The organism is Amycolatopsis sp. NPDC006125, from assembly GCF_040614195.1.
GTDB classification, from domain to species: domain Bacteria; phylum Actinomycetota; class Actinomycetes; order Mycobacteriales; family Pseudonocardiaceae; genus Amycolatopsis_E; species Amycolatopsis_E tucumanensis.
In genome coordinates this window covers 1-19,174 of the sequence record NZ_JBEXTZ010000107.1, presented here as the reverse complement: position 1 = coordinate 19,174, position 19,174 = coordinate 1, and the positions used below count along the sequence as shown (strand labels likewise).

Below are 19,174 nucleotides of genomic sequence, written 5' to 3'. Positions count from 1 at the left end.
GTTCCACGCTAGGAAGCCGGAGCAGGCCGCACAGCGGGCCATGGTCATCAGGAGGAGGGACTTCCGGCCCTCTCGTGCGCGGCCAGCAGCGGGGAGCGGGCCAGGCCGATCGTCCCCGCCACGATCGCGGCCCCCGCACCCAGTTCGAGGAGCACCCAGGCGCCGCCGCGAACGTTCTCCCCGAACACGGCCACGCCCCACAGCAGCGCCACGAGCGGGTTGACCAGGATCAGGCCCGGCTGGGACGCGGTCAGGCTCCCCGCGCGCAGCGTGTTCTGCAGCAGGAAGAACCCCAGCGGCGCGGCGACCAGCACCGCGTAGAACTGCCAGGTCGACAGCACCGTGGCGGACGGGTCGCGCACCGCGGCCATGACCGCCGACACCAGGACGGCGGTGAACCCGAACCACGCCCCGGCCGCGCTGCCGAGCAGCAGCGCGCGGCGGCCGCCGGCGCTCACGGCGGCCCCGCGGTGCACCAGGACGGCGACCAGGGTGGTGGTGGTCAGGCAGCCCGCCAGCCATCCGCCCGCGGGCGCCGCGAGCGGATCGCCGCCGGACGGCCGCAAGGCGGCGAGCAGGACCACGACGCCACCGCCGACGCCCGCGACGGGCAGCCATTCGCCGAGCCCGAGGCGGCGACGGCGCAGGATCGCGGTCAGGACCAGGACGAACGCCAGCTCGCCGATCAGGATCGGCTGGACCAGCACGATCGGGCCGGCCGCCAGCGCCAGGGCCTGGAGCACGGACCCGGCCACCATCGAGGTGACGCCGAACCCCCAGGCCGGCTGTTTCGCCAGGTCCCACAGCAGGCGGATGGTCAGGTGCCCGTCCGCGGGCTCGTTCCGCGCGGCCTGCCGCTGCAGGACCGACCCGGCGGCGTTGGCCGCCGCGGCCAGCACCGCCAGCACCACGCAGACCACCACAGCAGTTCCTCCCGGCCGACTGGGCCGAGCATGCGGGACGCTCCTGCCGCCCGGCCAGTGACCTTCGTCCCCGTCCGGCCGCCGTTGGTCAGCGCGCGAGTGGCACCGGCCAATCCGGAGACGCTTCCACCGCACGCCTGAGCGAGCCTGGCCCGCGTCCGTCACCAGGACTGACAGTGGCCGGACGAAGCGACCGGGAACCACCCAGCGCGCCGGTCAGTTGTCCCGGTACCGACCGCACGGAGGTTGCCGATGTCGTTCGCTTCTCTGCCCCCGGTCGCGTCCTGGCGGCACGAGGGGGCCCGCGCCGGGTTCGAAGTCGCGTTCTTCGCCGAGGAGCGTGGTGGGGTCCGGGTGGAGGGCGTCACCACCGCCACCGAGGACGGCGAGTCCTGGATCGTCGACTACGTGATCCACCTCGACGAGTCGTGGCGGACCAGGTCCGCGCGGATCACTGGCCGCAGCGGCGCCGCCACCCGGGTCAGGCTCATCGAGGCCGACGGCGACGGGAACTGGCAGGTGGACGGCGCCCGTGCGCCCCAGTTGCAGGGCTGCCTGGACCTCGACCTGGAGGCCTCGGCGATGACCAACACCTTCCCCGTGCACCGGCTGCGGTTCCCGGCCGGGCGGCCGGTCCCGGCGCCGGCCGCGTACGTCCGCGCGGTCGGGCTCGCGGTCGACCGCCTGGACCAGAGCTACTCCCGGTCGGACGACGAGCACTACGACTACGCCGCGCCGGAATTCGACTTCACCTGCCGCCTGACCTACGACCGGCACGGCCTCATCCTCGACTACCCGGGCATCGCCGTCCGGGTCCAGTGATGGACCGCGGTCAACGGTCCAGTGTGGAGTGCCCGGTCTGCCGCAGCGTCTCGAAGTCACGCAAGTAGGTCTGCTCGTCGATCTCGCCGCGGGCGAAGCGCTCGGCCAGCAGCTGCTCCGGCGTCGGCCGTTCCCGGTCCTCCGGACCTGGCCGCCGCTGCAGCGCGCGGACCACCAGGACGACAGCCACGATCACCAGCGCCCACAGCGCCACGTTGCCGATGGTCATGAGGGCCATACCCCAGCCGCTCATTCCGTTCCCGTACCAGTACATCATCGCCGGCTCCTTCCCGAGCCCCCAGCATGCGCGGCCACCCGCCGGAGCGGGACGGTCCGAGGTCGCCTCCCCGAGGGCACAAGGTCCCCAACCACGCGCGCGTGCCGCCTGATCTACGAACCGTCGTAGTAGACTCCGGAAACTGCGCGGAAGCGAGAACGGCCATGCGTTCCCACGGCGAGCACACGGAGCAACGCCCGCGAACCGCACCGGGCGCGAGCACCGTCGTGCTCGACGTCAGCGGCGTCCAGCGGGCCTCCGAGCAGAACGTGGTCACCGCGGTCCTTGGCCGGCGTCCCGGGGTGGTCGGCGTCGAGGCCAACCCGGTGGCCCAGACGGCGACGGTCGTGTTCGATCCAGAGCGGACTTCGGTCGCCGAGTTGCGGGACTGGGTGACCGACTGCGGCTACCACTGCGCGGGGCAGTCGGTGCCCCACCACGTCTGCGACCCGATGGCCGAGCCGGGCGGGCAGCCCAGCGCAGTGGGTCACGCCGGGATGCCGATGGCGGCGATGGTCGCCGACATGCGCAACCGTTTCCTGGTCGCCGCGCTGTTCTCCGTCCCGATCGTGCTGTGGTCGCCGATCGGCAGCGAGGTGTTCGGCCTGCACCTGCCGACCCCGTTCGGCGTGCGTCAGGACGTCTGGGCGCTGCTGCTCAGCCTGCCGGTCGTCGGATACTCGTCGTGGATCTTCTTCGCCGGGGCCGCGCGCGCGTTGCGGGCCCGCACACTCGACATGATGGTGCTGGTCGCGGTGGCCGTCGGAGCGGGGTGGCTTTACTCGCTCGCGATCACACTCTCCGGAGGCGGCGAGGTCTTCTACGAGGCCGCCACCGTGCTGGCCGCGTTCGTGCTGCTGGGCCACTGGTTCGAGATGCGCGCCCGCGGCGGGGCCAACGACGCCATCCGCACCCTCCTCGACCTCGCCCCGCCCCGGGCGCTGGTGATCCGGGACGGGGAACCGGCAGAGGTCGCGACCGCGGAGGTCGTGGCGGGCGACCTGCTGCTGGTGCGGCCGGGCGCGAAGATCGCCGTGGACGGTGTCGTCGAGGACGGCGAAAGCGAGGTCGACGAGTCGATGGTCACCGGGGAAAGCCTCCCGGTGCACAAGACCCGCGGGTCGGCGGTCATCGGCGCGACCATCAACGTCAACGGCACGCTGCGCGTGCGGGCCACCAAGGTCGGCTCGGACACCGCGCTGGCCCAGATCGTCCAGCTCGTGCAGGAGGCGCAGAACTCCAAGGCCCCCGGCCAGCGCCTCGCCGACCGCGCCGCGTTCTGGCTGGTCCTGGTCGCCCTCGCCGGCGGCACCGCGACACTCGCGGTGTGGCTGGCCACCGGCAGCACCTTCGCCACCGCGATCCTGTTCGCCATCACCGTCGTGGTGATCACCTGCCCCGACGCGCTCGGCCTCGCCACCCCGACCGCGGTCATGGTCGGCACCGGGCTCGGCGCCCGGCGCGGCGTGCTGTTCAAGAACGCCATCGCACTGGAGACCGCCGCGCGCATCGAGGTCGTGGTGGTGGACAAGACCGGCACCCTCACCAAGGGCGAGCCGGAGGTCACCGCGGTGGTCACCGGCAGCGCGGACAGCAGCGTCGGCGAGGACGAGCTGCTGCGCCTGGCCGCCGCCGTCGAGCGGGAGTCCGAGCACCCGCTGGCGAAGGCGATCGTCCACCACGCCGAAGGCCGCGGGCTGGACGCGCCGCGCACGCAGCGGTTCGAGAACGTCCCGGGGCACGGCGCGATCGCCGAGGTCGACGGCCACCGCGTCGTGGTCGGCAACCAGCGGCTGCTCGACCGGGAAGGCATCGACGCCGGCGCCATGACCGCGGGGCGCGAGCAGCTGGCCGGCGGCGGGCAGACCGCGATCATGGTCGCCGTCGACGGGGTCGCGGCGGGGGTGATCGGTGTCGCCGACGCCGTCCGGGACACCTCCGCGGCCGCCGTCGCCGGACTGCACGAACTCGGCGCCGAGGTCGTGATGCTCACCGGCGACAACCGGGCGACCGCGCACCGCATCGCCCGCCAGCTGGGCATCGACACCGTGCTCGCCGAGGTGCTGCCTAAGGACAAGGCGGCGCAGGTCGCCGCCCTGCAGCGCGACGGCCGCCGCGTCGCGATGGTCGGCGACGGCGTCAATGACGCCCCCGCACTGGCCCAGGCCGATCTGGGGATCGCGATCGGCGCCGGCACCGACGTCGCCATCGAGACCGCCGACGTCGTACTCATGCGCTCCGACCCGCTCGGCGTGCCGGCCGCGCTGCGGATCGGCCGCGGCACCCTGCGCAAGATGCGGCAGAACCTCGCCTGGGCCATCGGCTACAACGCCCTCGCGCTGCCGATCGCCGCTGGCGTGTTCGAACCCGCCTTCGGGCTCGTGCTCCGCCCGGAGATCGCCGCCCTGTCGATGTCCGGGTCCAGCGTGATCGTCGCCCTCAACGCGCTGGCGCTCAACCGGCTCCGCCTGCCCGCCGGTTGACTACGGTACCCCCCTAGGGTATAAATTCTCCTGTCGGCGCCACCGGGGCCGACAGGAGGAGAAGGAACGATGCGGGGTTACACCAGCGACAAGGACGGCTACCTCACCCGGCTGCGCCGGATCGAAGGGCAGATCCGGGGCCTGCAGCGGATGGTCGAGAACGACGAGTACTGCATCGACGTGCTCACCCAGATCGCCGCGGCGACGAAGGCCCTCCAGTCGGTGTCGCTGGGCCTGATGGACGAGCACCTCAAGCACTGCGTGGCCGAAGCGATCGCCGTCGGCGGCGGCACCGCCGACGCGAAGGTGCGCGAGGCCAGCGAGGCCATCGCCCGGCTGGTCCGTTCCTGACCACGAGAAAGGGAGACAGATGACTCAGCAGACCTACACCGTGACCGGCATGACCTGCGGGCACTGCGTGGCTTCGGTGACCGAGGAGGTCGGTGAGATCCCCGGCGTCACCGACGTCGCGGTGGATCTGCCCACCGGCCGGGTCACCGTCACCAGCGAGCACGAGCTCACCACCGACGCGGTCCGCGCCGCCGTCGAAGAAGCCGGTTACCAGCTGACCGCGTAGCGGCAGCCCGAGGACAGGAATGTCATGAACACTGCAGGGAAGCTCTCCGCCTACGGTGCGGCGCTCGCCCTGGTCGCCGGAGGCGGCTGGGCGATCGGCACCGCTGTCGGTCCCGTCACCAGCGAAGCTGGCACGCGTGGCGCCGAGGACGCCGCGCACGGGGACAGCCACAGCGGCACTGTCGCGGAGACCACGCAACCCGACCAGCCCGCGGGGCTGGCGTCGTCCAGGGGCGGTTACACCCTCACGCCCACCCGCACGACGCTCACCACCGGGACCACCGAGGAGTTCTCCTTCCGGATCACCGGACCGGACGGCAACGCGGTCACCGCGTTCGACGTCGAGCACGAGAAGCGCATGCACCTCATCGTGGTGCGCCGCGACACCGCCGGGTTCCAGCACATCCACCCGGAGATGGCCGGCGACGGCACCTGGACCGTGCCGCTGGCCGTCGCCGACGCCGGCAGCTACCGCGCCTTCGCCGACTTCAAGCCCACCGGCGGCCAGGCCACCACCCTGGGCGTCGACCTGGCGGCGGCGGGCGACTTCCAGCCGGCCCACCACCCGGCGACACGCGTGGCGCGGGTGGACGGCTACGAGGTCCGGCTCGACGGCGAACTGACCCCGGGACGCACGTCGAAGGTGACGGCCACCGTCACCAAGGACGGCCACGACGTCACCGACTTGCAGCCCTACCTCGGCGCCTACGGGCACCTGGTGGCGCTGCGCGAAGGCGACCTCGCCTACCTGCACGTCCACCCGGACGGCAGCCCGGGCGACGGGACGACGAAGCCGGGGCCGGGCGTCACCTTCCACGCCGAAGTCCCCTCCGCCGGCACCTACCGGCTCTTCCTCGACTTCCAGCACGCGGGCCAGGTCCGCACGGCCGAGTTCACCGTGCCGACCGCGGGCAGCGCGCCCACCGCACCGCCCGCGCCGCCCGCCACCGGCGACGGCCACGGCCACAGCCACGGCTGATCGAGGAGAACCACGATGACTTCGGATGTGCAGAACGTCCCGCGGGCCGCCCAGGACATCGAACTGGCGATCGGCGGCATGACCTGCGCCTCGTGCGCGATGCGGATCGAACGCAAGCTCAACAAGCTCGACGGCGTCACCGCGACCGTCAACTACGCGACCGAGAAGGCGAAGGTCAGTTTCCCCGCCGGCCTCGACCCGGCCACCCTGGTCGCGCAGGTCGAGGCGGCGGGCTACACGGCGACCCTGCCGCGGCCGGAACCCGCGGAGCCGGACACCGCCGAGGAGGACCCGTCGCGGCCGCTGCGGCAGCGGCTGATCGGCTCGCTGGCGCTGTCGGTGCCGGTGGTCGTGCTGGCGATGGTCCCGGCGCTGCAGTTCACCTACTGGCAGTGGATCTCGCTCACGCTCGCCGCGCCGGTGATCGTCTGGGGCGCATGGCCGTTCCACCGCGCCGCGTGGGCGAACCTGCGCCACGGCGCGGCCACGATGGACACGCTGATCTCGATGGGCACGCTCGCCGCGTTCGTCTGGTCGCTCTACGCGCTGCTGTTCGGCAGCGCGGGCGTGCCCGGCATGACGCACCCGTTCGACCTGACCATCCAGCGGATCAGCGGGGACGGCAACATCTACCTCGAGGTCGCGGCCGGGGTGACCACGTTCATCCTCGCCGGCCGCTACTTCGAGGCCCGCTCGAAGCGGCGGGCCGGGGCCGCGCTGCGGGCGCTGCTCGAACTCGGCGCCAAGGAGGTGGCGGTGCTGCGCGGCGGCCGCGAAGTCCGCATCCCGGTCGAGCAGCTGGCCGTCGGCGACCGCTTCGTGGTCCGGCCCGGCGAGAAGATCGCCACCGACGGCGTGGTCGAAGACGGCAGCTCCGCGGTCGACGCGAGCATGCTCACCGGCGAGTCCGTGCCGGTCGAGGTCGGGCCGGGCGACGCGGTCACCGGCGCGACCGTGAACTCCGGCGGCAGGCTGGTCGTGCGGGCGACGCGGGTCGGCGCGGACACGCAGCTGGCGCAGATGGCGAAACTGGTCGAGGAAGCGCAGACCGGCAAGGCGGCCGTGCAGCGGCTGGCCGACCGGGTCTCGGCGGTGTTCGTGCCGATCGTCATCGCACTCGCGGCCGGCACCCTGGCGTTCTGGCTCGGCGCGGGCGGCACGGTGTCCGCGGCGTTCACCGCCGCGGTGGCGGTGCTGATCATCGCCTGCCCGTGCGCGCTGGGCCTGGCCACGCCGACCGCGCTGCTGGTCGGCACCGGGCGGGGCGCCCAGCTGGGCATCCTGATCAAGGGCCCGGAGGTGCTGGAGTCCACCCGCCGCGTCGACACGATCGTGCTGGACAAGACCGGCACGGTCACCACCGGCAAGATGGCGCTGACCGGCGTGCACGTCGCCGACGGTGTGGACGCCGACGAGGTGCTGCGGCTGGCGGGCGCTCTGGAGAACGCCTCCGAGCACCCCATCGCGCAGGCGATCGCCGCCGGGGCCCGGGAACGGGTCGGCGAGCTGCCCGCCGTCGAAGGCTTCACCAACGTCGAAGGCCTTGGCGTGCAAGGGATCGTCGACGGCAAGGCCGTGCTCGTCGGCCGCACCGCGCTACTGGCCGACTGGAGCCAGCACCTCTCCCCCGGCCTCGCCGAGGCCAAGGCCGCGGCCGAGCAGCGGGGCTGCACGGCGGTCGCGGTCGGCTGGGACGGGCGGGCGCGGGCGGTGCTGGTGGTCGCCGACACCGTCAAACCCACCTCCGCGGAAGCGATCCGGCAGCTGCGCGGGCTCGGGCTCACCCCGATCCTGCTCACCGGCGACAACCGGGCCGCGGCCGAGGCGGTCGCCGCGGAGGTCGGGATCGACACGGTGATCGCCGAGGTCCTGCCAGCCGACAAGGTCGACGTGGTCAAGCGGCTGCAGGACGAGGGCAAGGTCGTGGCGATGGTCGGCGACGGGGTCAACGACGCCGCCGCGCTCGCCCAGGCCGACCTCGGACTGGCGATGGGCACCGGCACCGACGTCGCGATCGAGGCGAGCGACCTGACCCTGGTGCGCGGCGACCTGCGGGTGGCGGCCGACGCGATCCGGTTGTCCCGGCGGACCCTGCGCACGATCAAGGGCAACCTGTTCTGGGCCTTCGCCTACAACGTGGCGGCCCTGCCGCTGGCCGCCGCCGGCCTGCTCAACCCGATGATCGCGGGCGCCGCGATGGCGTTCAGCTCGGTCTTCGTGGTCAGCAACAGCCTGCGGCTGCGTGGTTTCCGCGGCACCACCACCCACGCGGGCGAGGGCATCGCGCGGCGGGCGGCGGAGGAACCGGTCGCGGTCGGCTGACCGGGGACGGAGACCGCGGCCGGCGGGCGCCGGCCGCGGTCCTTCGCTGCGGCGCATCTCGTCAGCGCCACCCCGGCGAGAACTCAGACCAGCCCGAGCAGGCACGCCGTCAGGGCGGCGGAGATCGTCAGGGCCGCGCCCACGACGAACGGCAGCAGCGCCGCGATGACGCCGGCCGCCCCACGGACAGCCAGGCGGCGCACTCCCCCGGACGGCACTCCGCCCCAGTCCAGACGCGCGAGCCGCACGTCCACCGCGTCCCGCGCCATGGCCAGCGCGATCGCCGGCGTACCGCAACCGGACACCCCCACCAGCGCCGAGCGCACCGCGCGCGGCCCGCACCGGCGGGTGGCGGTGACGTCGGCGGCGAGCTCCACCAGTTCCCGCAGCGCGGCGGGCGCTTCGCGGAGCAACGGCAGGAACGGCAGGGCCGTGCGGAGCGCGTCGGCGAGGGCGACCAGCTGGTGGTGCCGCCCGGCCAGATGCGCGCGCTCGTGCACCAGCACCGCGGCCACGGCGTCGCGGTCGAGGTGGCGGCGCAGCCCTTCGGTGGCGACGACGACGCCCCGCCGTCCGCCGAGGCTGAACGCCAGCGGCCGGTCGTGCGCCAGCCACACCGTGGCCTCACCGTCCGCGCGCCCCGCGAGCCGCAACGCGGCCAGGTGCTCCCGCCGGAGCCGGGCGCGCCACCGGATACCGCGGGCGCCGACGACGAGCAGGCGGCAGGCGGCGGCCCCGAGCAGCGCGAGCCCCAGCGCGCCGCCGGCCTGTTCGACCGCGGGCGGCGAGCCGTGCTGCAGCGCGTCCCAGCAACCGGTGATCGCCGCGAGCAGCGGGCCGAACGAGCCGTGGGACGGCAGGAGCAGCAGCATCACGCCCGCGACGGCGGCGAGCGCCACACCGAACGCGGACAGCACCCAGCACAGGATCAGCAGCACCGGGTCACGGCGCCGCAGGTCGCGCGCCCGCAGCCACCGCGGCATCCACCAGCTCGCCGACACCGCGCCGGCGAGCAGGGACAGGGCGACGATCACCGCTTCCGTGCCTTCCGGCGCAGGCCCTTGCGCAGGACGTCGACTTCCTCCTCGGACGCCGACTGCGCGAAGTGCAGCAGCACCGCCTCGGGGTCGCCGGAGGAATCCAGGATGGTCCGCAGCGCGCGGGCGGCCGCCTCCTCCCGGCTGAGCGCGGGCTGGTAGCGGTAGGCCTTGCCGTCGAGCGCACGCTCGACCCAGCCCTTGCGGTGGAGGTTGTCGAGCACAGTCATCACGGTCGTGTAGGCCAGCTGCCGCGGGGTGCTGAGCCGTTCCAGGACCTCCCGGACCTTGACCGGCTCCGCGACGCGCCACAGCACGTCCATGACCGCGGACTCGAGGTCGCCGAGACCGAACATGCCCACCTCCGCTCCGCCACCGGGAGCGTCCACGATAACCGGCCGTCCGGGCGCCTGTGAGGAGGACGGTTGCCTGTTCCTACTACCTCACCTAGTATCAGCCGCGCGGTGATCGCGTTTCACGACGCGCACCCGCGTGCACGGGCCCCCTCCCGGTGCACGCCCCGCGCGGGTGCGGGGCGTGGCTCGTTCCGCCCCCGCACCCGACCAGGTCCAGTGTGGACTTTCCCACCACAGCGCGCACCCGTCACACCTCCGGTCCACGAGACTTCCCACTGGCGATCTCGATACCCCCCGGGGTACCGTGGACGGCAACGGAACCGAGGAGGTCCACCGATGTGTCGTCGTGTGACGTGTTCGCGGTGCGGCAAGGCCACCTACGCCGGGTGCGGCCAGCACGTGGAAGAAGTGCTCGCCGATGTGCCAGCCGGGCAGCGCTGCCGGTGCGAGCCAGAGCCGGAGAAGCCGGGCGGGGCGTTGCGGCGCCTGTTCGGGCGATGAGCGCGCGGAAGGCGGTGGCCTGATGGAGATGGGACCCGAACTGACCGGCGACGCGCTGGTGCGGCTGCGCCGCGCGCGGGGACAGCTGGCCGCGGTGATCAGCATGATGGAAAACGGCGGGGACTGCCAGGAGGTGCTCACCCAGCTGGCCGCGGTGTCCCGCGCGCTGGACCGCGCCGGGTTCAAGATCGTCGCCAGCGGGATGCGGCACTGCCAGGCCGCACGCGACCGCGGGGAGGAACCCCCGATGACCGAAGCCGAGCTGGAAAAGCTGTTCCTGGCCCTGGCCTGACCCCCCGGCGCCGTTTCCGCGGCGCCGCGATGTCTGCGACACATACCCCCCGGGGTACCAACCAGGCCGAACCGAAGGAGAAAGGCCATGCTGGATGTACGGGTGATCGAGACGTCGTCGCTGGGCGACCGCAGTTACCTCGCCCACGACGGAGAACTCGCGGTGGTGGTGGACCCGCAACGCGACATCGACAGGATCGCCGCACTGGCGGGCCGGCTCGGGGTCCGCGTCGCGTGGGTGCTGGAAACCCACGTGCACAACGACTACGTCTCCGGCGGGCTGCACCTGGCCCGGCTCACCGGGGCGCGCTACGGGGTCTCCGCGGCCGACGACGTGCCGTTCGAGCGCGTTGCCGTGCGCGAGGGGGACGTGATCGAAGTGTCCGGACGGATGCGGATCCGGCCGGTCGCCACCCCCGGCCACACCTTCCACCACCTGTCCTACGTCCTCGACGGGCCGGACGGGCCGGCGGGCGTGTTCACCGGCGGGTCCCTGCTGCTGGGCACCACCGGCCGCACCGACCTGCTCGGCCAGGACCACGCGCACGAACTGGCCCGCCACCAGCACTCGTCCGCCCGCCGCCTCGCCGACCTGCTGCCCGACGGCGCGGCCGTGTGGCCCACCCACGGGTTCGGCAGCTTCTGCTCGGCCGGGCAGGCCGAGGGCGAGGCCTCCACGATCGGCCGCGAACGGCGGCACAACCCGGCGCTCACCCTGGCCGAGGGCGAGTTCGTCGAGCAGACCCTGGCCGGCCTGGACGTCTACCCGGCCTACTACGCCCACATGGGGCCCCGCAACGCCGCCGGACCCGATCCCATCGACCTCACCCCGGCCCGCACCGCCGGACCGGACGAACTGCGGCGGCGGATCGACGACGGCGAATGGGTGGTGGACCTGCGCTCCCGCAAGGCGTTCGTGCACTCGCATCTGGCCGGCACGGTGAGCCTCGGCCTCGACGGGCCGATGGCGACGTGGCTGGGCTGGCTCATCGACTGGGGCGCGCCGATCACGCTGCTCGGCGAGACCCCGGAGGACGTCGCGCAGGCTCAGCGGGAACTGGCCCGCATCGGCATCGATCGGCCAGCCGCCGCGGCCAGTGGCGGGCCCGAGGAGTGGGCGGGCGGCCGGTCCGGCTTGCTGGCGAGCCTGCCCGCGGCGACGTTCGCCGACCTGGCCGCCGCGCTCCGGCACGGTCACGCTGGCGCCTACCCGCCGCCCGCGGTGGTGCTGGACGTCCGCCTGCCACACGAGTGGCGGGACGGCCACGTGCGCGGCGCCGTCCACATCCCGCTGCCCGAACTCCCCCACCGGATCGGCGAAATCCCCGCCGGGCCGGTGTGGGTGCACTGCGCCAGCGGCTACCGCGCCACTGCCGCGGCCTCGCTGCTCGCCAGGGCCGGGCGGAGCGTGGTCCTCATCGACGACGTCTTCACGGGTGCCGCCGACGCCGGCGTGCCCATGGCGGCCTGACCCGTGCTCGCCACCGTCGCGCTGCCCGAACTCGCTCCAGGCCCGGTGTGGGTGCACCGCGCCAGCGGCTATCGCGCAACCGCCGCCATGCCGATGGCGGGATGACCTGTGCTCGCCGTCGTCGCGCTGGCCGGGCTGCTCATCGGGGTGGCGCTGGGCGCGCTCGGCGCGGGCGGGTCGATCCTCGCGGTGCCCGCCCTGGTCTACCTCGCCGGGCAGCCTCTCGCCGCCGCCGTCCCCACCGCGCTGATCGTGGTCGGGCTGTCCTCCGCGGCCGCGGTGGCGCCCCGGTTGCGGGCCGGCGTGGTGCGGTGGCGGGTCGCGCTGGTCTTCGGCGCGGCCGGCGTCCCCGCCGCCTTCGGGGGCGCCGCACTGGGCCGGTCGCTGTCGCCGCGGCTGCTGATGCTCGGGTTCGCCATGCTGATGGCGGTCGTCGCCGTGCGCATGCTGCGGGAGCGCGCGGGCGCCGGCGGCGCGTGCCGCACCACGAGCGGGGGCGTCAACTGGCGCACCTGCCTGCCCTCCGCCGTCGGCACCGGCGCCGTCGTCGGCCTGCTGACCGGGTTGTTCGGGGTCGGCGGCGGGTTCCTCATCGTCCCCGCGCTGACCCTGCTGCTCGGCCTGGACGCGGCCGCGGCGGTCGCGACCTCGCTGGTCGTCATCGTGATCAACTCGGCGGCCGGGCTGGTGGCCCACGCCGGAGCTCCCGTCGACTGGGGCGTCACCGCCGTGTTCGCAGTGACGGCCGCGATCGCCGCGGTCGCGGGCGGGCGGCTGACGCGCCGCCTGCCGGCGAAGCTGGTCCGGCGGGCGTTCGCCGTGGTGGTCCTGCTGGTGGCGGCCGGGCTCGCCGTGGCGGTCACGGTCGCCCCGGACTCCCTGCCGGTGAGCTGACGCCGCTCGCGGGGTGGTCCGGAAAACGCCCGAGCAGGCCGGCCACCTCACCGTCGGACACCTGCCCGAACCGGTGGTACCACTGGCCCACCGCGGTGAACCCGGCCGGCGCCGCCAGGCACACGACCTCGTCGGCGTCGCGGCGGAGAGCGGCGATCGCGCCCGGCTCCCCCACCGGCACGGCCAGCACCACACGCGCCGCGCCGAGCGCCCACGCGACCTGGCACGCGGCGCGGGCCGTGGCACCGGTCGCCACCCCGTCGTCGACGATGAGCGCCGTCCGGCCCGCCAGGTCGATCCGGCCTCGCCCGGCGCGGAACGCCTCCACCCGGCGCCGCAACTCGGCGCGCTCGGCCCGCTCGACCGCGGCCAGCTCCCCGGCGCTCACCCCGGCCCGACGCACGATCTCGCCGTTGACCACGCGCACCCCCTCCTCGCCGATGGCGCCCATCGCGAGCTCCGGCCGGCAGGGCACGCCGAGCTTGCGGACCACGACGACGTCGAGGGGCGCGCGCAGCGCCCGCGCGACCTCGAACGCGACCGGCACCCCACCCCTCGGCAACCCCAGCACCACGACGTCTTCCCCGCGCAAGGCCATCAGCCGCTCCGCCAGCGCTCGTCCGGCATCGCTCCGGTCGGTGAATCTCATCGCTGCCTCCACTCCGGCGGTCACGTCCCGAGCCTGGAACCCGGCAGGGCCCACCGTCGTCACGGGGCCTGACGAAAGTCCTCGCCATCGGGGCGGAAATGCCACGGGGAACCGGGAACTCCGGCTGTGTCGGCAGCCGGGCCGCGGCGAGCAGGCTGGGCGGAAGCACCCGACGAGAGGAAGGACCGGGACGATGTCCAGCCCCGTCACCACCGCAAAGCCCGCACCCGACCGCTACCCCGACCTGGCCGACCGGCGGCTCGCGGCCACGATGACCGCCGAAGACCACGCCGAGGACCGCGGGCTGGACCCGTTCGAGCGCACGACCTGCCGGACCCACCGCCGCTGGCTGCACCAGTGCGTCGCGTCGCCACAGCACGTCGTGGTCGTCACCGGGCACCGCTGGTGCCGCGACTGCGCCTGCGCCCTGACCGTGCTCGTGGACGAGCTCACCGGCGACGTCCGCCTGACCTGCCCGCGCTGCCGCACCACACCCGACAACCGCGTCACCCGGCAGCTCGTCCGCGCCTGCCGGGGCAGCCTGGCCGCCGCGGCCGAAGGCCGGGACCGGACGCGAACGCCCTGAAGGAGACGCGATGCCCGCCCACGAACCACTGCCCCAGCCGGCCGCCTGGCGGGCCGTCGGCGCCTGCGCCGTCGAGACCGCGCGGATGCTCGCCCGCCGCGAAATCCACCTGCCGCGACGCCACGTCGGCGAACGGCTCACCTTCGCCGACGGCAGTTCCGGTGTCGTGTACCGCGAGACCACAGTGGACAGTCCGCCCGGGGACCCGTGCGTCCTCGTCGTCACCTTCCGGCTGCGGTGGGTGCGCGGCCGCGGCCACACGCTGTTCCGCTGGGAAAGCCTGCTGAACACGCCCCTGTTCGTGGGGTTCCCCGGTTTCACGTCCAAGCTGTGGCTGGCCCACGACGACCGCGGCCGGTACCGCGGGGTGTACGAATGGGACGGTCCGGAACGGGCGGAGCACTACGCCCGGTCGCTGTGGCGCGTGCTCGCGCTGGTCAGCGTTCCGGGCTCCATCGACTACGTGGTGCTGCCGGGGCAGCGGCGCGACGACGTGCTCGCCCACCCCGGGCAGCTGGGCGCCCCGGCCGAGCGGGAGTCCTGGTGGCGGCCGGTCCCGGCCGCCTGAGCGCGGACGTCCTCGTCGCCGGCGCCGGGCCCACCGGGCTCACGGCCGCGCTGATGCTGCACGACCACGGCGCGGCGGTGCGGATCGTCGACCGGCGGCCCGCGGCGTTCCGGCCCTCGCGCGCGATGATCGTGCACCCCCGTACCCTGGAGGTGCTCCGGCCGCTCGGCGTGACCGGCGCGCTCCTGGACCGCGGGGACCGGTCCCCCGAAGCCGAGCTCCACCTGGGCCGCCGCCGGGTACGGGTGCGGCTGAACGCCCTCGACCTGCCGGACACCGCCTTCCCGCACCTCACGCTCCTGCGTCAGATGGACGTCGAGGACGTCCTCCTCGGCGCGCTGGCCCGGCGCGGCGTGCACGTCGAGCGCGGCACCGAGCTCGCCGATTTCCGGCCAGTGCCCGGCTCCGTGACGGCGACCCTGCGCTCGGCGGCGGGCGCGCGGGAGGAGCGGTACCGGTTCCTCGCGGGGTGCGACGGTCAGGCGAGCACGGTGCGGGCCCGGGCCGGCCTGGGCTGGCCCGGCGGCCCGTACCGGGAGGACGTGGTGCTGGCCGACCTCGACCTCGACACCGGCCTCACGCCCGGCGTCGCGCACGTCGTGGCCGGCCGGGAGGGACTGCTGATGCTGTTCGCGCTCGGCGAAACCGCCGGGTGGCGCCTCCTCGCGACGCGCCCGCACGGCGCCGCCGCCGATCCGCGGGACCTGCTCGCCGGCGCCGGCCTGGACGTGCGGGTGCGGAACGTGGCGTGGTCGTCGCGGATCCCCCTGCAGCACCGGCTCGCCACCGGATTCCGCGCGGGACCGGTGTTCCTGGCCGGCGACGCGGCCCACGCGCACTCGCCGGCCGCCGGGCAGGGCATGAACACCGGCATCCAGGACGCGGTCAACCTGGGGTGGAAACTCGCCTACGCCGCCCGCCACGAGGAGGACCTCCCGGCGCTGCTCGGGTCCTACGAGCAGGAGCGCCGCCCGGTGGCGAGGCAGGTGCTGGCGCTGACGCACCTGGTCTTCTGGGCGGAGGCCGGGACCGGTCCGGTGCCCGCGTTCCTGCGCGGCACCCTGGCACCGTTGGCCGCGCCGGTCATTCCCGTGGCGATGAACCGCCGCCGCCTGGTCGCGACGCTCGTCCGGACGTTGTCGCAGCTGCGGGTGAACTACCGGTCGAGCCCGCTGTCCGAGGGGATCGGCGCCCCGCGGCCGGGCGACCGCCTGCCCGACGAGACCGTGCGGTGCGCGGGGCGGGACGTCCGGCTGCACGAGCTCACCGCCGCGCCCGGCATACACGTGCTCCTGCACCGCGACGCCCGCCTGCCGAAGGTGTCCGGTCGCGCCACCGTCCACCGCCTACCGGACAGACCGGGCCGGACGATCATCGCCGTCCGGCCCGACGGCCACGTGGGTTTCCGCGACACCGACCCCGCCCGGCTCACGGGGTGGCTCGACCTGATCGGCGCGCCCGGCGGCTAACGACCGCCCTCGCGCACCCTGGTGGCGAGCACCGCCGCCTGGGCGCGGCGCCGCAGTCCGAGTTTGGCCAGCAGGTGCGAGACGTAGTTCTTCACGGTCTTCTCCGCGAGGAACATGCGCCGTCCGATCTGCGCGTTGGTGAGACCTTCCCCGAGCAGGTCCAGGATCTCGCGCTCCCGGCCGGTCAGGCCCGCCAGTGGCCCCTCGTCCCGGACGTTCCGGCGCAGCCTGTTCATCAGGGTCGCGGCCGCCCGGGTGTCCAGCAACGAACGTCCAGCGCCGACGTCGCGGACGGCGTCGACCAAGCCCGCGCCCCTGATGTCCTTGATGACGTACCCGCCCGCCCCGGCGAGGATGGCCTCCAGCATGGCCTCCTCGTCGGTGTAGGAGGTCAGGATGAGGACGTTGAGCCCGGGCAGCCGGGAGCGCAGCTCGCGGCACAGTTCGATGCCGTTGCCGTCGGGCAGGCGCACGTCGAGGACGGCGACGTCGGGGCGCAGCGCCGGGATGCGGGCCAGCGCCTCGGCCGCGGTCGTGGCCTCACCCACGACCGCGAGGTCCGGGTCGCTGCCGAGCAGGTCGGCGGCGCCGCGCCGGACCACTTCGTGATCGTCGACCAGGAACACCGAGATCATCGCCGCCCTCCCCGAACGAGTCGATGTCCGAAGGTCAGGCCTTCGAAGTACCGGCGAGGCGTGGCGAAGGTCCCCTTCGCCAGGGACCAAAGTCACCTGGCGAGGGGACCTCCGCGCCGCGCCCTTCGGTCAGTAGTAGGTGACCGTCACCGCTCCGGTCGTGGCGTTCCAGGTGATGAAGCCGCCCCGGAAGTCGCTGCGCCGGCCGGTGCTGATGCCGTACTCGTCGCTCACCGGCAGGCCGAGGCGGCTGCCCGTGCCGCCCACGGCGATGTACCGCGACAGGATCGACCCGTGCACCTCGTGCGCGGCGGTCGCCGCCGACCAGTACACGTTGCCGCCCTGGAACTGCGACGCCCGGCCGCCCGTGACGGCCACCTCGTCGGACACTGGGTAGCCGAGGAAGCCGGTCTCCCAGCCCAGTGACGCCCACTTGTCGCGGATCGCGCCGTAGACGGTGTGCGGCCCGGTCGGCGGGCTCCAGTAGATCGAGCCGCCCTGGAAGTGGTTGAACCGGCCGATCCGGTCCGGCGTGGTGGTCTCGTCGGTGCGCGGGAACCCGAGGAACGACGTCACCGACCCCATCCCGAAATACTTGCCGCCGATCGCGCCGTGCACCTCGAACGTGCCGATGTCGTTGCGCCAGTAGATCCGGCCGATGTCGAACCACTGCACCGCGCTGGTGCCGCTGGTGGTGGCCACCATTTCCCCGGTGCGCGGCACGCCCAGTACCGACCGCTGGGCGCCCAGAGCGGCGTACTTCGCGCCGATCAGGCCCTTCGTCACCGACCGGTACGGGTCGGTGAAGCCGTACCCCATGCCGCGCAGCGTCGAGATGATCGACGGCAGCGCGGCGGTGTCGGTGGAGTCGTCACCGAGGTGCATCAGGATCGTCCCGCCGGGCACCGTGTACTGGCGCACCCGCGCCAGGATCGTGTCCAGGCTCGCGCCCTGGTAACCGGTGGTGTCGTAGGTCCAGTCGTAGTTGACGTAGTACCCGCGGGCGGCCAGGTCGCGGTTGACCCCCGCGTCCAGGTAACCGTCGCGGTAGGGCGCGCGGAACCAGCCCGCCGAGGTGAAGCCCAGGCGGTTGTAGGCGGCCTCGGCGCGGTCCAGCTGGCTCCACCGGGAGGCCTGCGTCTCCTGCGTGAAGTAGGGGTGGTCGTAGCTGTGGTTGATCAGCTTGTGCCCGGCGGAGATCAGCGCCCTGGTCTGGTCGGGGTACTTCTCGACGTACCGGCCGGTGAGCGCGAACGCGGCGGTGATCCCGTTCTCCCGCAGGATGCGCAGGACCTCGCCGGGGTTGCCGGCGCTCCACCAGTCGGCGTCGAAGGTGAGCGTCACGTTCTTGGTGGTGGTGTCGTAGGCACGCGTGAACACGTTCGCGGACGCGGGCGGGGCGTCCACGGCCGATGCGGTCAGCGGCACGGCGAGGGCGGCGGCCGCCGCCAGCACCGCCGTGATCTTCCTGGTGGTTCTCATCGGATCGTCCCCTCCGTCGGAGATGTCGGTCTGCCTGGACCGTCTCCCCGGCGGGACGTCCGTGACGAGGGCATCTGGTCCCGAACGGACCGGACCAACGGCCCTGCGCCGCCGTCAGGCCGTCGCGGGTGCGCGCAGGCGGCGCAGGATCGCGTCGATGGCGCCGCGCGGGGCGCCCGCCGTCCCCTGCGCGCGGACGACGCGGTCCCCCGCCGACAGGGTGGCCTCGGCGAGCACGTGGTCGGCGCGGCGGGGCGCGCGCAGCGTCAGCCGCACGCTGTCCACCGGCTCGGGGTGGTGCGAGGCGAGGTGTCGCAACTCGTCGAGGGCGTAGCCGAGCGCGGCGGGATCCATCTGGCCGGCGATCTCCACGTGCACGCCCGGCTCGCCCAGTCCGGGCGCGGGCAGGCCGCAGAAGCAGGTCGGTGCGGTCACGCCTCCACCGTCCCGGCCCGGCGCCGCCGCGGTCAGGGGCTTTGGTCAGCGCCTCGCCGGGACTTTCGTCCACACCGGCCGTCAGGTGACCTTCGGCCCCGGGGCTGGTGACTTCCGCAGCCCCCGGGACGGGGTCCGGGGCCGTACGTTCGAGGAGTACCCACCACCGGAAGGCGACTGCCGTGATCACTGTGTTCCTGGTCGACGACCACGAGGTCGTCCGCCGCGGCGTCGGCGACCTGCTCGAGGCCGATGCCGGGCTGAAGGTCGTCGGTGAGGCGTCCACCGCCGCGCAGGCGCTGGCCCGCATCCCGGCGCTGCGCCCCGACGTCGCGGTGCTCGACGTGCGCCTGCCGGACGGCAACGGCATCGAACTCTGCCGCGAGCTGCGCTCCCGGCTGCCCGAACTCAACGTCCT

21 protein-coding genes are annotated in these 19,174 nt (G+C 73.9%); 13 read left to right on the top strand and 8 right to left on the bottom strand.

Annotated elements, in window-relative coordinates; all coding sequences use genetic code 11:
* Window positions 1–47: 47 nt before the first annotated feature.
* Window positions 48–923: a DMT family transporter gene (locus ABZ193_RS36340; RefSeq protein ID WP_354713091.1), complete on the bottom strand. Its 876-nt coding sequence runs from the start codon at window positions 921–923 to the stop codon at window positions 48–50.
* A gap of 252 nt (window positions 924–1,175) precedes the next feature.
* On the opposite strand from ABZ193_RS36340, the gene ABZ193_RS36335 reads away from it, so the two are divergent.
* Window positions 1,176–1,745: a putative glycolipid-binding domain-containing protein gene (locus ABZ193_RS36335; protein WP_354713089.1), complete on the top strand. Its 570-nt coding sequence runs from the start codon at window positions 1,176–1,178 to the stop codon at window positions 1,743–1,745.
* 10 nt (window positions 1,746–1,755) lie between these two features.
* On the opposite strand, the gene ABZ193_RS36330 is transcribed toward ABZ193_RS36335, so the two are convergent.
* Window positions 1,756–2,022, bottom strand: coding sequence for a hypothetical protein (locus ABZ193_RS36330; RefSeq protein WP_027936597.1), 267 nt, complete (start codon window positions 2,020–2,022; stop codon window positions 1,756–1,758).
* A gap of 164 nt (window positions 2,023–2,186) precedes the next feature.
* On the opposite strand from ABZ193_RS36330, the gene ABZ193_RS36325 reads away from it, so the two are divergent.
* From ABZ193_RS36325 to ABZ193_RS36305, 5 genes are all read left to right on the top strand, one after another.
* On the top strand, window positions 2,187–4,505 hold the full coding sequence (locus tag ABZ193_RS36325) for a heavy metal translocating P-type ATPase (protein ID WP_354713087.1): 2,319 nt from the start codon (window positions 2,187–2,189) through the stop codon (window positions 4,503–4,505).
* Between the two features lie 69 nt (window positions 4,506–4,574).
* On the top strand, window positions 4,575–4,856 hold the full coding sequence (locus ABZ193_RS36320; RefSeq protein ID WP_354713085.1) for a metal-sensitive transcriptional regulator: 282 nt from the start codon (window positions 4,575–4,577) through the stop codon (window positions 4,854–4,856).
* Between the two features lie 19 nt (window positions 4,857–4,875).
* Complete coding sequence (locus ABZ193_RS36315) at window positions 4,876–5,082, top strand: heavy-metal-associated domain-containing protein (RefSeq protein ID WP_354713083.1); 207 nt, start codon at window positions 4,876–4,878, stop codon at window positions 5,080–5,082.
* A gap of 24 nt (window positions 5,083–5,106) precedes the next feature.
* A complete protein-coding gene (locus ABZ193_RS36310; protein ID WP_020422875.1) occupies window positions 5,107–6,060 on the top strand; it encodes a hypothetical protein in 954 nt (317 codons plus the stop codon).
* 15 nt (window positions 6,061–6,075) lie between these two features.
* Window positions 6,076–8,382, top strand: coding sequence for a heavy metal translocating P-type ATPase (locus ABZ193_RS36305; RefSeq protein WP_354713081.1), 2,307 nt, complete (start codon window positions 6,076–6,078; stop codon window positions 8,380–8,382).
* 83 nt (window positions 8,383–8,465) lie between these two features.
* Here the strand turns inward: ABZ193_RS36305 and ABZ193_RS36300 are convergent, their stop codons facing one another.
* Both ABZ193_RS36300 and ABZ193_RS36295 read right to left on the bottom strand, forming a co-directional pair.
* On the bottom strand, window positions 8,466–9,416 hold the full coding sequence (locus tag ABZ193_RS36300; protein ID WP_354713079.1) for a M56 family metallopeptidase: 951 nt from the start codon (window positions 9,414–9,416) through the stop codon (window positions 8,466–8,468).
* On the bottom strand, window positions 9,413–9,775 hold the full coding sequence (locus tag ABZ193_RS36295; RefSeq protein ID WP_354713077.1) for a BlaI/MecI/CopY family transcriptional regulator: 363 nt from the start codon (window positions 9,773–9,775) through the stop codon (window positions 9,413–9,415). The genes ABZ193_RS36300 and ABZ193_RS36295 overlap by 4 nt, the downstream gene beginning before the upstream one ends.
* A gap of 523 nt (window positions 9,776–10,298) precedes the next feature.
* Between ABZ193_RS36295 and ABZ193_RS36290 the strand changes: the two genes are divergently transcribed.
* The 3 genes from ABZ193_RS36290 to ABZ193_RS36280 all read left to right on the top strand — a co-directional run bounded on the left by ABZ193_RS36290 (window position 10,299) and on the right by ABZ193_RS36280 (window position 12,932).
* Window positions 10,299–10,568, top strand: coding sequence for a metal-sensitive transcriptional regulator (locus tag ABZ193_RS36290; RefSeq protein WP_017982580.1), 270 nt, complete (start codon window positions 10,299–10,301; stop codon window positions 10,566–10,568).
* 87 nt (window positions 10,569–10,655) lie between these two features.
* Window positions 10,656–12,038: an MBL fold metallo-hydrolase gene (locus tag ABZ193_RS36285; protein WP_354713076.1), complete on the top strand. Its 1,383-nt coding sequence runs from the start codon at window positions 10,656–10,658 to the stop codon at window positions 12,036–12,038.
* 108 nt (window positions 12,039–12,146) lie between these two features.
* The gene (locus ABZ193_RS36280; RefSeq protein ID WP_237340009.1) at window positions 12,147–12,932 is read left to right on the top strand and encodes a sulfite exporter TauE/SafE family protein; all 786 of its coding nucleotides are present in this window, start codon (window positions 12,147–12,149) and stop codon (window positions 12,930–12,932) included.
* Here ABZ193_RS36280 and ABZ193_RS36275 read toward each other — a convergent pair.
* Entirely contained in the window at window positions 12,898–13,581 is a 684-nt protein-coding gene (locus ABZ193_RS36275) for a phosphoribosyltransferase family protein (RefSeq protein ID WP_354713074.1), read from the bottom strand. The genes ABZ193_RS36280 and ABZ193_RS36275 overlap by 35 nt on opposite strands.
* Before the next feature lie 193 nt (window positions 13,582–13,774).
* Between ABZ193_RS36275 and ABZ193_RS36270 the strand changes: the two genes are divergently transcribed.
* The 3 genes from ABZ193_RS36270 to ABZ193_RS36260 are packed head-to-tail and all read left to right on the top strand — an operon-like array spanning window position 13,775 to window position 16,204.
* A complete protein-coding gene (locus tag ABZ193_RS36270) occupies window positions 13,775–14,167 on the top strand; it encodes a hypothetical protein (protein ID WP_020422868.1) in 393 nt (130 codons plus the stop codon).
* Window positions 14,168–14,177: 10 nt separating this feature from the next.
* Window positions 14,178–14,735 carry a hypothetical protein gene (locus ABZ193_RS36265; protein ID WP_020422867.1) on the top strand — a complete coding sequence of 186 codons (558 nt, stop codon included), beginning with the start codon at window positions 14,178–14,180 and terminating at the stop codon, window positions 14,733–14,735.
* Window positions 14,711–16,204, top strand: a complete 1,494-nt coding sequence (locus tag ABZ193_RS36260) for an FAD-dependent monooxygenase (protein ID WP_020422866.1) — start codon at window positions 14,711–14,713, stop codon at window positions 16,202–16,204. The genes ABZ193_RS36265 and ABZ193_RS36260 overlap by 25 nt, the downstream gene beginning before the upstream one ends.
* Here ABZ193_RS36260 and ABZ193_RS36255 read toward each other — a convergent pair.
* From ABZ193_RS36255 to ABZ193_RS36245, 3 genes are all read right to left on the bottom strand, one after another.
* Window positions 16,201–16,839 (bottom strand): response regulator transcription factor, encoded by a 639-nt coding sequence (locus tag ABZ193_RS36255; protein WP_020422865.1) that lies wholly within the window; start codon window positions 16,837–16,839, stop codon window positions 16,201–16,203. The genes ABZ193_RS36260 and ABZ193_RS36255 overlap by 4 nt on opposite strands.
* 129 nt (window positions 16,840–16,968) lie before the next feature.
* Window positions 16,969–18,321: a polysaccharide deacetylase family protein gene (locus ABZ193_RS36250; RefSeq protein WP_354713071.1), complete on the bottom strand. Its 1,353-nt coding sequence runs from the start codon at window positions 18,319–18,321 to the stop codon at window positions 16,969–16,971.
* Between the two features lie 114 nt (window positions 18,322–18,435).
* Window positions 18,436–18,756 (bottom strand): hypothetical protein, encoded by a 321-nt coding sequence (locus ABZ193_RS36245; RefSeq protein ID WP_020422863.1) that lies wholly within the window; start codon window positions 18,754–18,756, stop codon window positions 18,436–18,438.
* 182 nt (window positions 18,757–18,938) lie between these two features.
* On the opposite strand from ABZ193_RS36245, the gene ABZ193_RS36240 reads away from it, so the two are divergent.
* The coding region (locus ABZ193_RS36240; RefSeq protein WP_354713069.1) for a response regulator transcription factor at window positions 18,939–19,174 on the top strand (236 nt) is incomplete at its 3' end.